13 protein-coding genes are annotated in these 13,797 nt (G+C 62.3%); 8 read left to right on the top strand and 5 right to left on the bottom strand.

All coding sequences use genetic code 11. From position 1 onward, the window contains the following. Positions 1 to 2 precede the first annotated feature (2 nt). The 5 genes from IQ25_RS00140 to IQ25_RS00160 all read right to left on the bottom strand — a co-directional run bounded on the left by IQ25_RS00140 (position 3) and on the right by IQ25_RS00160 (position 5,866). Positions 3 to 2,459: an AAA family ATPase gene (locus IQ25_RS00140; RefSeq protein ID WP_144901100.1), complete on the bottom strand. Its 2,457-nt coding sequence runs from the start codon at positions 2,457 to 2,459 to the stop codon at positions 3 to 5. Next, entirely contained in the window at positions 2,456 to 3,043 is a 588-nt protein-coding gene (locus IQ25_RS00145; protein ID WP_144901102.1) for a hypothetical protein, read from the bottom strand. The genes IQ25_RS00140 and IQ25_RS00145 overlap by 4 nt, the downstream gene beginning before the upstream one ends. Then, positions 3,040 to 4,740: an SIR2 family protein gene (locus IQ25_RS00150; protein ID WP_144901104.1), complete on the bottom strand. Its 1,701-nt coding sequence runs from the start codon at positions 4,738 to 4,740 to the stop codon at positions 3,040 to 3,042. Before IQ25_RS00150 ends, IQ25_RS00145 begins: the two co-directional genes overlap by 4 nt. A gap of 379 nt (positions 4,741 to 5,119) precedes the next feature. Further along, the gene (locus tag IQ25_RS00155; RefSeq protein ID WP_407070574.1) at positions 5,120 to 5,359 is read right to left on the bottom strand and encodes an AlpA family phage regulatory protein; all 240 of its coding nucleotides are present in this window, start codon (positions 5,357 to 5,359) and stop codon (positions 5,120 to 5,122) included. Between the two features lie 45 nt (positions 5,360 to 5,404). Further along, positions 5,405 to 5,866 carry a transcriptional regulator gene (locus IQ25_RS00160; RefSeq protein ID WP_144901106.1) on the bottom strand — a complete coding sequence of 154 codons (462 nt, stop codon included), beginning with the start codon at positions 5,864 to 5,866 and terminating at the stop codon, positions 5,405 to 5,407. Between the two features lie 350 nt (positions 5,867 to 6,216). Between IQ25_RS00160 and IQ25_RS00165 the strand changes: the two genes are divergently transcribed. The 8 genes from IQ25_RS00165 to traC are packed head-to-tail and all read left to right on the top strand — an operon-like array spanning position 6,217 to position 13,788. Next, positions 6,217 to 6,546, top strand: a complete 330-nt coding sequence (locus IQ25_RS00165; protein ID WP_011445803.1) for a hypothetical protein — start codon at positions 6,217 to 6,219, stop codon at positions 6,544 to 6,546. 26 nt (positions 6,547 to 6,572) lie between these two features. After that, positions 6,573 to 6,860 (top strand): type IV conjugative transfer system protein TraL, encoded by a 288-nt coding sequence (gene traL, locus IQ25_RS00170; RefSeq protein ID WP_020819170.1) that lies wholly within the window; start codon positions 6,573 to 6,575, stop codon positions 6,858 to 6,860. Between the two features lie 11 nt (positions 6,861 to 6,871). Beyond that, entirely contained in the window at positions 6,872 to 7,444 is a 573-nt protein-coding gene (locus IQ25_RS00175) for a type IV conjugative transfer system protein TraE (RefSeq protein ID WP_144901110.1), read from the top strand. Beyond that, on the top strand, positions 7,444 to 8,199 hold the full coding sequence (locus IQ25_RS00180) for a type-F conjugative transfer system secretin TraK (protein ID WP_144901112.1): 756 nt from the start codon (positions 7,444 to 7,446) through the stop codon (positions 8,197 to 8,199). Before IQ25_RS00175 ends, IQ25_RS00180 begins: the two co-directional genes overlap by 1 nt. Then, complete coding sequence (locus IQ25_RS00185) at positions 8,192 to 9,532, top strand: TrbI/VirB10 family protein (RefSeq protein WP_144901114.1); 1,341 nt, start codon at positions 8,192 to 8,194, stop codon at positions 9,530 to 9,532. Before IQ25_RS00180 ends, IQ25_RS00185 begins: the two co-directional genes overlap by 8 nt. Further along, the gene (locus IQ25_RS00190) at positions 9,529 to 10,431 is read left to right on the top strand and encodes a DsbC family protein (protein ID WP_144901116.1); all 903 of its coding nucleotides are present in this window, start codon (positions 9,529 to 9,531) and stop codon (positions 10,429 to 10,431) included. Before IQ25_RS00185 ends, IQ25_RS00190 begins: the two co-directional genes overlap by 4 nt. 4 nt (positions 10,432 to 10,435) lie before the next feature. Beyond that, entirely contained in the window at positions 10,436 to 11,245 is an 810-nt protein-coding gene (locus IQ25_RS00195) for a conjugal transfer protein TraV (protein ID WP_144901118.1), read from the top strand. Next, positions 11,245 to 13,788 carry a type IV secretion system protein TraC gene (gene traC, locus IQ25_RS00200; protein ID WP_144901120.1) on the top strand — a complete coding sequence of 848 codons (2,544 nt, stop codon included), beginning with the start codon at positions 11,245 to 11,247 and terminating at the stop codon, positions 13,786 to 13,788. Before IQ25_RS00195 ends, traC begins: the two co-directional genes overlap by 1 nt. The last annotated feature ends 9 nt before the right edge of the window (positions 13,789 to 13,797 follow it).

Genomic DNA, 13,797 nt, shown 5'->3' on the forward strand with positions numbered 1-13,797 from the left:
GGCTAGGCCGCAATCGCACGATCCTCTTCGAACGAAAAGGCACGAGGCATTGCGACGGCGTGCCCGTCGAAGTTTCGCGTTATCTCGACAGCAATCAGGCTGTCTCCGGGGAAGGCCGGGCTCAGTTCCAAGGTGAGGTAATCGAACAGAGCGCGTTCGTGCACTGCGATAATGATCTGCCGATCCATGCCTTTGGCCAAAGTTCGCAGCAACGCCGCAAACTGTGCCGTGTGGACATCATCCATGGACTGAACAGGATCGTCGAGCACAAGCCAAGGCATCCGCACCGGCACTGATAGGTGAAGGGCCAAGAAGAGCGTCAGCGCAGCGGTATTCAGATTTCCCTGACTGAGCATCGCTCCGGGGGATCCGGACGCCTTGCCTGATCGATGCAACGTTTCCAGGATGGCTTCGACCTTACCGCCCGAACCCGTCGGCAGCCGAAAGGCCGGCACAAACTGCTCGGACGGGGCCAGCCGAACAAACAAATCGCGCCAGACCTTATTCAGCGACGTGCTGAAAACCTTTTTCACGATTTCCGAGCGGACCGTATCCGCGGCTTCAGATACTTTCTTCGCGTGCCCTCTGCTGGTCTCGACGTTCTTGAGCGCCTTTTCGACATCAGTCAGTCGCTTCTGATCGCGGTCTCGCTCGGATTGCAACGTCCGCAGCTTCTCCAAGTCGCGAATGCGGCTATCCAGTTCGGCAAGCGCTTCGATGCGGAGTGAACCCACTCGCTCGGCTGCGGCTATCTTCGCTTCGGTGGCCCGAACGGCTTCATTGAGTGCGGCCTCTATCTCCGGATACGCGCTCGGCGATTGACCCAAGGCGGCCTGGACCGCGGTCTCGATCTCGGGGAGCATCGATACCGACAATTCGTCACGGCGCCTCGCGAGCACCAAAGTTTGGCGCGCGTTAGCAGATGCGGCAAGCAGGCGGACGCCTTCCTGAGCAACTACTTCAAGATTCCGCAGTTGCTGGGCCAAATCTGCCATCTGCGCCTTGCGGACGGTATAAGTTGCAACATCCTCAGGGCTGAGTTGGCCATTGCCCGCTCCCAGAAGATCGCGCTGCGCTTTGGATAAGCGCGCGCTCTCCTCCGCTCGCGCGGCCGCAAGCGCCTGCAAGCGACCGGCCTCGCTGGTGAGAGACGCGATCTTGGCCGCGATATGTGACGATAGCGGTCCGACGTCCTGTTGGGCGAAATCACGATCGCAAACCGGGCATGTCTCGCCGTGAATATGCGGGACGACGCCGGCCAGCGCAGAGGCGAGCGATCTCGCATCTTCCGCAGAACTGGCCAGGTCTTTGTTCAATTCCTCGATGCGGCTCGAGGAGCGCTGCACGACGGCGTTTAGCTTCTCGATGTTTTCGGTGGCCGCTGCGTGAGTGGCAAGGAGCGACTCCAAGCGCTTTTCTTCGCCTGCGGCGCGGCGCAAAGCTTCGCTTCGGGCCTTTTCCGGACCATCGTCCAGCGACGGTACGTCTGAAAAGGCTGACCGCACAGAATCGATAGCTCGATCTAGCGCATTCCCCGTTCGCTCGTCGGATCGCCAAAGCATGAACGAATTTGACGCGGCTTGGTCGGTGCGCTCTTTTCCAGCAATGTCTCGGCTGGCATCATCCGAGGGCAGTGACTGCCACCGCTCAAGCAATCCCCGCAGTTCCGAACGCTGCCGGCTGAGATCGCTAAGGCCGCGATCTTCGTCCTGCGCTGATCTAATATCAGCACGCATCGCGCTCAGATCGGTCTCGTCCGTAACGATCAGTGGCGCGTTGCCTCCAATGTTACCCAGAATCTCGTTTACTCTGGCACGACGAGCCTCGGCCTCCGCTGTTGCCGCAGCGATGGAGCGATCAGACTTGCCGACCTGCTCCTGCAGCGATGTCTTCAGCATCTCCGCACGACGATAATCAGGCGCGATCCGGCGAATGCGCGTCACATTGAAAGCTGGGTCCAGGCCATCAACCAAGGCGTCTAACGGATCGAGCCCGAGAAGTTCCTTCACGAACTGCGTCAAAGGCGACGTGCTATCGGTCTTCTGGTCGTCATAGATTTCGAGCAGGCGGCCCAGGGTCGCCTGGGGCAGATAGCAACGCTCCGCGAAAAAGCGACCATCACGCGCATCGAGCAATGGCGCTGGCGTAAATGTTTCGTCGTTAAACTTCAGGGTGCCTTCCGTCCGTCCGCCCTCGCAATGCGGTGCTGAGGTTGCGAGCGAAATCGAACCCCCACCGGAATCCAACGTAGTCAAATACGATTTGTAGCCTTCTCCATCCGCCGCCAGATGGGCAATTTTCCCGGTGAGGCCCAACTCCAACGCGGACAGTACGCTGGTCTTGCCCATGCCGTTCGTGCCGTGGACGAGCACAACCTGAGCATCGAGCGGGATCACGACCTTGCCGCGCAGACTCCGGAAATTCTCGATGATCAGGCTCTTCAGCCGCGGACCGGTCATTGCCCATCTCCTTCGTCATCGAGGACCGCCTTGACGCTGGCGGTGATATCATTCGCCAGCACCGCTTCGACAGCTGCTTTCCCGCGAGTTGCCGCCGCCACGAGGGCATCTATCAACGGACCCTTTTCAGTATCTGGAGTGACTGCGCGCAGATCGCCTTCCCAATCGAGCATGGTGTCAACAGCCGGAGGCTGTGTCAGCGGCAGAAGGACGGATAGCCAGTCGCGCACGGCCTCGACCGCATCAGGCCCTGCCGGCGCGCCGACGGGGAGGACACGGCAAACCCGGCTGATCGATTGAACCGTCTCCGAGCGCGGTTGCCCCGATGTCAGCACGGCCGTGACCGGCCTTTTCGAGCGCTGGACGTCGAGCGCGCGAGTGAGCGCAAAGACTTTGCGAATTACAGCCTCGTCGGCCGTATCTCCTCGCAACTCGATGACGATCACGAGGTCATTGGCTCGCTCGCCAGCGACAAGAGCGTGGGTGAAATCGAACGATTGCGAGCCCACTTTGAACGGCTTCGGCAGCGGCTTGTAGCCGCCTTCTTGGGTGAGGATGTCGACGACGCGATCACTCGTGCTCACAGCCCGACCTCCCCGCGAAAGCGATCGCGGAGGTCATCGAGATCTGCTGCCTCCGACAGCATTGGGCCAAGGGCGATGTAACGCGGGCCAAGCGAGCCATCTCTTCGATCTCCGCTTGGGCTTCGTTGCTGCCGCTCAGCCACGCGTCCAGAGCATATGACGACCGCGTCGCTATCTCCTTCATCAAATGCTCCGCAGTCCAAGAGATTGGTGATGTTATCGTCGTTGGCGGCGAGGAACACGCGAGCGCTCGCGCCGGATGATGTTAGGCGGAGTGCCCCCGATCGCGGGTCTTCGGGATCGTCCACCGAACTCGTCCAGGCGGCAGCCTCTTCGAGGCCAACCAGCCCGAGCGCGACGGCCGCCTCCCGTTGGCCGGAACTCTTGAGCGCGGGCTTGCCTTGCATGAGATGTGCAGGTTGGTCGTCCAATGGAAAATAGCGTTGGACCCCGGCGGCGCTCGTACCGTCCTGCAATTGATGCCGCGCCCGGGCCAAAACCGCCGCAATTGCTCGCGCAAGGCCAAGGCGATCACCATTGCCGGCGTCGGCGACACGGTCGCGCAATACCTTGATCCCCGTTGAAATCGCTGTCCGGGCGGCTGCATCGAGATTTGGAGCATGGACGTCGTTGGCGAGCACCTCAAGCTTGGCAGCGAGGACGTACAGGACGAGTGCCAGTAGCAGCGGCTTGGCATATGCCTGCAGACGTGCTTCGTTGCAGATATCATCCCGATGCGCTTCGTACTCCTGCTGGCCATAAACGACGATGAGCAGATCGCGTTGGTCGTCACCGATCTTGTCGGCGGAAAAAACGATTGGTGTAGGCGGGTCCGTCCACTTCCACCCGTTTTGCTGATTTACCTTGGCGAAAAGGTGCTTGATGTTCTCGTCTTGCGCGGACATCCCGATCATTAGGGTGCGCTTAGCTTGAACAAGCGCATGGAGTTGATCGCGAACGATTGTGAACCGATTATCGGCGTTCCACCCGGTAATTTGGGCTGAACGCGCGATAAGGAGAGGACGATATGTACCCTCTTCGGCAATCGCCCTCAAAGCGCAGCCGTGAAATTTGTAGAGTTTTGCCGCCGCAGCGGGATTGCGAAGATCCTCGCCGGTCACTGTGATCCTATAGAAGGTCTCGTCGTATCCGAGTTCCTTCATTGCGGCTTCAAGCAGCCCATCCCAATTTGCGGTCGCCAGGTCGGTGACGGTCCCCTCAAGCGCCAGCATGCCTACTGCTAAATGTTCGGCATCGGCTTGTTGCGCCGCAAAAGTCGCGGTGAAATCCAGGCCATCCCACAGGAGGTAGTCCAAGGGTTCGTCGGGAAGCTCGACCGACAGGACTGCAGAATATTGGCCCCAAAGCCGGCCGAGAATGGCTTTAATGCAAGCCCACTGGTCGCTGGGGACGTTAAAGTCGATCTGTGCACGTTCGGTCGCATCAGGGGCGGCCATGTCGATGATCTTGTTAAGAGCGACGCGGTAACCACAATCTGCATTCGCTGTGACTTTGCCTCGCAAGAATTCAATCAGTTTCGCGAGCACGCCATCGAGGCCAATAACTCGGTCTCTAGAGATGCCCGAGCCAAGCCAAAGCGCGTAAGAACCTTGAACAATACCGGTTGCGACGCCGGAATACTGGCCATCGAGAAGCACCAGCGTATCTTTGATCGAAATAGACGCAGCAAGCGACAAACGCGATTCCCCCCAAGCCCTAGCGGCGATGTTATTGCATCGCAGAGCCGCTAGCCTACCAATTCTTGCACCAGTGTGGATAGTGCGATCGTTCGTTGCCGGAGGCAGACCGTGCTCCCGCGACGACCGCAAACGTAACCCCCCGTCCTTTGTTTGGTACCAATGGCTCTCAAGCAATGCCCATCTGACAGCGCATTGCGATCGACGTAGGCATGATTGCCCAACGGTTAGACCATGTGAGGTGATGGCGGTTCCAGCAATAGCTGTTGGTCGTTTAACAACGCCACATGTCATGATCTGGCCCAAATCTGTCAGTTCTTCTCAGGCTGGCAAAATATGCCAATCGGCGAAGGTCTTCATGTGGAAGACCCTTGTGAGATCAGTTTGAAATTCGCGATACTTCGCGGATCCACTCGTCGATTTCGGCTTCAACCCAAACTGCGCATTTCGGCCCCAGCGATCGCGATCTCGGGAACCGCCCCTCGCTCATACGCTGATAGATGGCGGAGCGGCGCAGTCCGACGCGGGCGATCACTTCCGGCAGGCGCAAAAGCCTCGCTGGCGGCGCTGCTTCGGGCGGTTGCGGCGTGTGCATTTCATCTGGCATTGCATGTGGCATTGTTGATCTCATTTGCTTGGGTTCGGTCCCCTCCGAACTCTCAGGCTACCGTGGCATTGACATCGTGATGTCTCGGCCCACGAAATCATCGATGTGCTTGGCAAGCATTCGTGCCACGAGCTGTGAGGTGCCGTTGGCCCACCGAGGCCGCAGATCCTCAATCCGCCGTCCCAGGGTCCGCTGAAGGTGGACTGGGAGGCTGGTGAAGAACTCTTCGAGAAATTCGCCCATCTCGCCATGCATCCACTCGCAAGCGAGCTCTTCTTGCCCAGCAAGAGCAAGGATCATGGTCGCGCGGGGGTGCGCTCCACAGGCGGCGAGCACAAGTGCCGCTTCGTCGAGCCCGATAGGCCGCTCGCCACGCGCTACGCGAAGCAGGGTCTCGCGGTGCATCCCACATTCACTGGCAATCCTATGGCGGGGTTTGCCGCCGACATCGATCGCATGGGCGAGGACGCGAGCCAGACTTTCATTGGCCGGTCTGGCAACGGTGGTTGGATGCTGCATGGTTGTCTCCTTGCATCTGCACTGGTTCGAGTCGCAGGCATATCGCGAAGCATCCCATGTAGGAAAATGAAAAGAACATATATGGAACATCTCGTTTAGAGGCGAATCACTTCCTCTATCCGAGTCGTCGCCAAATCCCGGCTGCCGTGACGGCTTTCACCGACACAGAAAGACTGACTTTACGCCCTTATCGTCGATTTTATGCGTTGAGCCGGAAAAGATGCGTCCACATCCTTCCACCTCCCGACGGCATTGCCGCTGAACACTTTCCTACGAACATTTCCTAGATGCATGTGGAACACACAGCGAACGCAAGAACGCTGTGACCACCCCTCCAACCGGAGCTTCACATGCAGTCTCTCACCCTCCCCCGGCGCGCCAGCGTCAAGGGTCTCGGCAAGACCCTCAACATTGCCATCCCGGTCGCAATCGCGGCGCTTGCAGCGAGCGCCGCCTATGCCGGCGCTGACACGACCTTCACCCCTGCCCTCACGAAGTTCACCGACTTTCTGGAAGGGTCGGGCGGCAAGATCATCACGGTTCTCAGCCTCGCTGGTGGCCTGATCGGTCTGGCATCCGGGCGTTTTTCGCTCGGCCAGGTCGCCGTTCCGGTGGGTGTCGGCATCGGTGTCGGCACGGGTGTTCCGATCGTCACCTCGGTCGTGACTGCGGTCATCTGAGCGCGGCAAGGGAAGGCGGCGTCGCCATGGCAGACCCTTACATCATTCCTCGGCGGCTCGATGACCCGGAGCTTATCGGCTTCTGGACCATCGACGAGTTCGCGGGAATGCTGGCCCCCTTCACCTGGGGGATCCTCACCCAGCATATCTTTATCGGCATCATAGTCGCCTTCGGCGCCTGGTTCGCATTGCGAAAGGCAAAAGCAGGACGCGCCAGCTCCTGGGTAGCCCACGCCGCATACTGGTATCTGCCTGCAGGATTTCTGGGCCTAAAGGCAACGCCGCCTTCCCACTGCCGACTACTCGCCGGTTGAGGGGCACTTCCATGTATTCCGACATATCCCACGAACGGCAGCAATCGCTGCTGCGCCAGCGGAACCTCTTTGCGCTCACCAGCGCCGGCCTTGGCCTTGCACTGGTCGTCGCCGGGAGCCTTGCCGCCACCCGCGACCGCGAAGTGGTGCTGGTTCCGACTGTTCCCAAAGCGCTCACCGTGAGCAGTGCCGGGGTCGAGGCCGATTATCTCGAGCTCGTCACCCGCGATGCGGCCCTTGTTCTTCTCAATCGCAGTCCGGAAGGCCTCGATTACTGGATGAACGAAATCCTGAAGCTGGCAGATCCCGCAAGCTATGGCCGCCTCAAGGCCGAGCTCGTCCGGATCGTTGAAGAGCAGCGGGGCTCGGATGTCACCCAGGCATTCGTGATCCGGTCGATGACGGTCGATCCCAAGGGTCTGACATCGGATGTGACCGGCACGCTTAAGACCTTCGTCGGCGCGCAGGTGATTGCCAGTGACGAGCGCCGTTTCCGCTTCAGCTGGACTTACCGCGGCCTGCGCCTGGCGCTCGCCGGGTTTGCCCAGCTCCCCCCGCAGGACAAATCGAAGGAGGCCCAGTGATGGCTTACCGAAAAGGGACCCATACACGGGGTCTATTTCTGAGCGCGGCCGCTCTGCTCACCGCAGCATCCCCCGCTCATGCCGCCGACCAGTTCAAGCAAACGGCTGACGGCGCCGGAATCGAGTGCAGCGTTTCAGCGCGCGAGCTGACCCGCTTCGCATTGGTCGACGACCAGTTCGCCAGCGTCTCGAAGATCTCGACCGGCACGCCCTACAACGACTTTGCAGTGACCAACGAGCCGGTGCGCGGCGACATCTATGTGTCGGTGCCGGAAACTTACGCGGCGCGGTCGATCAGCTTCTTCACCACCACCAAGAAGGGCTTCGTTTACAAGGTCGCGTGTCGGGTTGAGCAAATTCCGGCGACCCAGGTCTTCATCACCAACCCCGTCATCGCGAAGAACCGGGCGGCGGATTGGGAAAGCCAGACCCCGATCGAGACCAGCGCCGTCAGGCTCATCCAGGCGATGGCCAATGACCGGACGGTCGACGGTTTCGAGGTCCGCCAATCGACTGCCATACCCGCACGGGTCGGCGATCTCGAAGTCCAGCTCATCGCTGATTATCGCGGCGCCAGCCTCACTGGGAAGGTCGTCCGCATCCACAATCGCGGAACGAAACCCGTGACGCTCGCCGAACGCGATCTCGCACCGCGCGACACGCTCGCCGTCTCGATCGCCGATCCGAAGCTTGAGCCCGGGGCCAGCACCACGGCCTTTGTTGTCGGCGCAAGCGGGGAGACCGGCAATGACTGATGCAACCCATACGCCAAGCACTGCCCCTTTGCAGGCCGAGAGCGCGGCATCGTCCGAACTTTCCGGGCTCAACGCCCGCACCGCGCGCCGTCAGAAGCTGCTGCTGGGGTCGCTGGGAGCACTCGCCCTCATCGGCGGAAGCTGGTTCATCCTTGGCGGCGACGACAAGGCCAAGACCGGCGATCCCAATGCGGCGCAGACGATCGACACGGCAGGCCTGGTCAACCGCGACCTGTCCCAGCGCGAGTTCGTCGCGACTTATGGCAACCGGCTGGATGCAGTCACGCGCGAACAGAAGGCGCTGAAAGACGGCAGCATCCCGCGAAGCGAGATCGAAGCGCAGCTGGCGGCTCTCAAAGCCGAGAACCAGGCCATGCGTGTCGATGGACAGGCTGCGATCGATGCTATCTCGGCAGAGAACGCCGAGCTCAAGACCCGGCTTGCCGCGCAGCCTGCATCACCTGCACCGGCTGTACCACCACCGGCTTATGGGCCGCAGGCAGGCGGCTATGACGCAAGGGCTCGGTCACCTCAAACCAGTACCGGCACCGCAGCCGGCGATCCGCAGGGCGGCATGATCCCTTTGCCTGGCGAGGTGAAGCTGATGAGCTTCAGCTCCGACAAGGTAGGGACCAGTGGTCTGAGAGTAGGCCGGCCCGATGCGCCACCGGTCGTCATCGAGGATTCGCCCGAATATCTGCCGCCCAACTCCTACGCGCCGGCACGCGTAATCGTCGGCGTTGATGCCTCGGCAGGCGTCGCCAGCCAGACCGATCCGCTGCCTGTGGTGCTTCGGATTACCGGCCCTGCTCGTTCGGTCATGCAGAACGGAAAAGTTCTGACCACCCGGATCCAGGGCTGCGTTGTCAACGGCGCGGCACGCGGGGATCTCAGCAGTGAGAAGGTCTATGTAAAGCTCGCCCGGATGACCTGCGATCAGCCTGGCGGCAGGGTCGCAGTGAGCGAGGTCAAAGGCTTCATCAGCTTCGCTGGCAAGTCCGGGGTCCGCGGCCGCGTCGTCAGCCGCGAAGGCAGCCTCATCAGCCAGGCCCTGCTGGCCGGGATCGTCGGCGGCTTCGGGCGCGGCTTCTCGGCCAACGCCAACAGCGTCTTCTCCGGCGTCACGACCAACCCCGACGGCAGTCGCTCCAAGCTCTCGGCCGGCGACATTCTCGGTGGCGGGCTTGGCCAGGGCGCCGCCGACGCTGCCGACACGGTCAGCAAATACCTGATCGAGCGCGCCGAACAGTACCAACCCGTCGTCGAGATGCCGACCGGCATCGATGTCGAAATCGTGTTCCTCGACGGCGTCTACGTGAGGAATTCCCAATGATCGAAAATACTCTCCTCGAGCAGGGCATTGGTCGGCGCCGCTGGTTGCGCACGGCGGCCGGACTGGTGGCCATCATCGCCTTGTCGGCTGCGACGGGATGGGGTGTGGCAAGCCTTGCTGCTCCTGCTGCCGCTCCGGACACGGCGAAGGTTCGAGATGCGCTCAAGCTGCGCCTGCCCAAGACGCCGATCGACGCGATCAACTGCAAGGGCCTTGGCGGCCTGTGCGAGGTCGCGTCCAAATCGACGCTCTTCTACGTCGACCGGGCCGCAAAGTATCTGGTGATCGGCCGGGTCTACGACATGGAAGCCCGTCAAGATCTGACGGCTGCCCGGTTGCTTGCCCTCAATCCGGACCTGCTGGCAGCAGGGGCAGCGCGGCGCAGCAATCCCGAGACGCAATCGGAAGGCGGCCCGAGCGCAGCCGCAGCGTCAGCCCGGAACACCCCGCCGCGCCATGTCCCGCTCGGCAATCTTCCCGCCAAAGGCGCGATCACCTGGGGTCCTGCCAACGGTCCGCGTGTCGTCGTCTTTTCGGACTTCCACTGCGGGTATTGCAAGAAGCTCGAGGCCGAATTGAAGGCGATCGGAGCGCGGGTCGAAGAGCGGCCGATCTCGATCTTCGGGGCGGAAAGCCGGCGCGATGCCGAACGGGTTCTGTGCTCGCCGCGGCCTGAGCTGGCGCTGCATATGGCCTATTCGGGTCTGGCGCTCGCCAATCCCAAACCCTGCGACACGAGCGGGCTCGATGCCAACGAGGCCTTCGCGCGAGCCCACGGCTTTAGCGGCACGCCTGTGATCGTGCGCCCCGCCGATGGCGCTGTTCTCGAGGGCTTCCGGCCTGCCGCCGTGCTCCGGGAATTCCTGCGCGCTGCCACCACCCCTGCTCCCAAAGGATAGACCCATGCGTTTTCCGACACGTCTCCTTGCCTGCGCCTGTCTGGCCGGTCTTGCCAGTGGCTGCGCCACGTTCGGTACCAACGTCGAGGGCGATTTCACATGCCGCGCGCCGAAAGGCGACTGCGCTCCGGCTCACGTCATCGATGCCAAGGCGACGGAAAATCTGTCGAATGGCACGCTGCTCCATGCTGACGGGCGGCAGAGGTCAGGCGTCGTGGATGCCGACACCAGCCGCACGGCGGAACGCACCTTGCGCGTCGTCTTCCCCGCTCATGTCGATGAAGCTGGAACGCTGCACGATGAAGCGGTCGCCTGGACCGTCGTCGAAAATCCGCGCTGGGCCACCGAGCTGCGCCGCAAGGCGGGTGAGGACCAGGGCGGATCCCTGATGCGCCAGGTCCGTCGGCAGCTGAAAGCCGCTCAGAGAGCCCCTGCACCGGACGGCGCGGAGGGAGACCCGAACGTACCTGATGAGGCGTCGCCCTTCTCGTCTGCACGCGACGACGCGGGTCAGGCTGGCGGCATCTCGGGCGCCGATGCCCCCAGTCCCTTCAACGAAACTTCAGATGCCTCGCCGCTGGTCCTCCCCTCCACGGCGCGCGAGGCCGTTGCCGGTGCCAAGGCACCGGCGGTCGAGGGGTTCGACACGTCGCCTCCCCCGCGTGATCGAGCCCCTCGGCCTGAGGCGGGGCAGAGCGCTCCGCTGTTCCCCAGCGCAGCGGCGATTGAAGCCGCGAAAGCTGCAATCCGCCCGGCAGTCAGAACCGGCGAACAGCCGATCGTCAGCACCTCGCAGCCCAAGGAGCCCAAGTGATGGCCGAACAACTCAAGACCGTCGTCGATCGGCTGCTCAGCGGATTGCTGGGTGATGCCGAGCACGCCGACAAAGCCCGCCCGCAGCTCATGGTCGACATGCTCTCCGACTGGCTCCCCTACCGGGTCTACGATCCGGCAACCCGCCTGTACTTCAACGCACGCTCGAAGGGCTTTGTCCTTTCGGTTACGCCGCTGATCGGAGCCGACGAGCGTACCGGGGAAATCCTGGGACAGTTCTTCTCGGAAGGACTGCCAGCAGGCGCCTGCCTTCAGGTACTCCACCTTGCAAGCCCGCGCATCAGCAGGATCATCGCCCCGTGGTTCGGCCCACGATACATCCAGGGCGGCGTGTACGAGGCAATTGCCCGGCACCGGGCGCGGCGGCTCTATTCGCTCGTATGGGAGTCCGGCTCGCCGGACGCGCCCTTCCATGCGCGGCATCACCAGGTGATCGTCTCAGTCGGGGTGCCGACCTCCAAGTCGGTCAGCAATGAGGATCTCAAGCAGACCCGCGATGGCCTGGTGGCGATGCTCAAGTCGCTCAATCTCGGCGTGGTCGAAGTCGGGCCGGAAGAGCTCATCGCTGTCATCGATGATCTGACTTCGCCCACCACCGCTCCGCAGGACGATGCGGTGCCCTACAACCCGAATGATCCAATCGCATCCCAGGCGATCCGCCACGACATCGAACTGGTGGTGGCTGAAGACCGCATGCGGCTCGTCACCGAGCGTTTCCGTCCCACTGGCAAGGTCAATGACGGCGTGCCCGAGATCGGGACCGTCTATCCCGATGCCTTCGATGTCCGGCATTTTGCCGTACGCAACATGCCATCGCGCTGGGCCCCGTGGGAATGCGCGCGGCTGATCGGCGACCTGTTCACCGACAAGCTGCGCTTCCCCTGCCCCGCCGCCACCATGCTGTGTCTCGTCTATCCGGACCAGGAGGCTGCATCGGCGAAGGCCGGATTCAAGTTCATGCGGACGACCAGCCTCGCCGGGACCCGCAGCGCGCGGTTCCTGCCTCGGATCGGCGAACAGGCCGCCGAGTGGCAGCATGTTCAGGCCGAGCTCCAGGAAGGCCGCCGTCTCGTACGGGTCTTCTACGGTGTCACGACCTATTCACCGCTGGGCCAAGGAGATCGCCACGAACGCGCGATCAAATCGATCTACAAGGCGGCGGGCTGGGACCTTACCGACGAGCGCTACCTCCAGATCCAGGGATTGCTCGCCGCGATGCCGCTCACCCTGGCTGACGGGCTCGGCACCGACATGGAGCGGCTGAAGCGGTTCAAGACTGTGTTGTCGACGACCGCCGCCAATATCGCGCCCATGCAGGGCGAGTATCTCGGCAGCGCCCACCCCCACCTGCTGTTCGTCGGGCGGCGCGGCCAGCCCTTCTTCTGGTCCCCGTTCGAGAACGAGGCCGGCAACCACAATGTCGCGATCTGCGGCAAGTCGGGATCGGGCAAGTCGGTGCTGCTCCAGGAGATGTGCGCCGCGCTGCGCGGTGCCGGCGCACAGGTTGTCGTGATCGACGATGGCCGCAGCTTCGAGCACTCGGTCAAGCTGCAGGGCGGCCGCTTTGTCGAGTTCACGATTGCAGCGGGCTTCTGCCTCAACCCGTTCTCGATGATCGATGCGACCCGCGCCGCCGAAGACGAGGACTACCGCCTCGACTGCTTCGGGATGATCAAGGCCATCGTCGGGCAAATGGCTCGCCACAGCGCGAAGCTGACAGATACCGAGCGCGGATTGATCGACCGGGCGGTCAACCTCGTCTGGGCGCAGCACGGCGCGGCTGCCACAGTTACGACTGTAGGCGAGATGCTGGCCAGTCTCGGCCATGACACTGCCGCTGATATCGCAACCGCGCTTGCCCCCTACATGGCGGGCGGAACTTACGGCGCCTTCTTCGAAGGCCAGGCAAGCCTCGACCTCGATGCGGACTTCACGGTCTTCGAGATGTCCGACCTTGCGAGCCGGGAGGATCTGCGCAGCGTCGTCCTCTCAGCCATCATGTTCATGACCAGCCAAGCCATGACGCGAAGCCCAAGGTCGCTGCGCAAGCTTCTGCTGATCGATGAAGCCTGGTCGATGCTCAAGGGCGGTTCGATGGGTGAATTCGTCGAAACCTACGCCCGCACCTGCCGCAAGTATGGCGGCGCGCTGGCGACCGCTACCCAGTCGCTCAACGACTACTACAAGTCCGACGGGGCAACGGCGGCGCTCGAGAACAGCGACTGGATGCTGATCCTCCAGCAGAAGCCGGAGACGATCGCCGATTTCAAGGCGAGCAAGCGCCTCGATATGGACGATCGCACCGAGACGCTGATCCGCAGTCTCAAGCGCTCCGGGAGCGACTATTCCGAGGTGTTCATCAAGGGGCCGGAGACCGAGGCGATCGGGCGGCTCGTGCTCGATGACTATTCGGCAACGCTCTTCTCGAGTTCGCCCCAAACCTTCGCCGCCATCGATGCCGAGATCGCGCGCGGGCACCAGCTCGCCGATGCCATCGAGCGCATCGCTCATCCCAACCGCTGACACCCCATC

Source organism: Novosphingobium taihuense (assembly GCF_007830315.1).
Lineage (GTDB): Bacteria > Pseudomonadota > Alphaproteobacteria > Sphingomonadales > Sphingomonadaceae > Novosphingobium > Novosphingobium taihuense.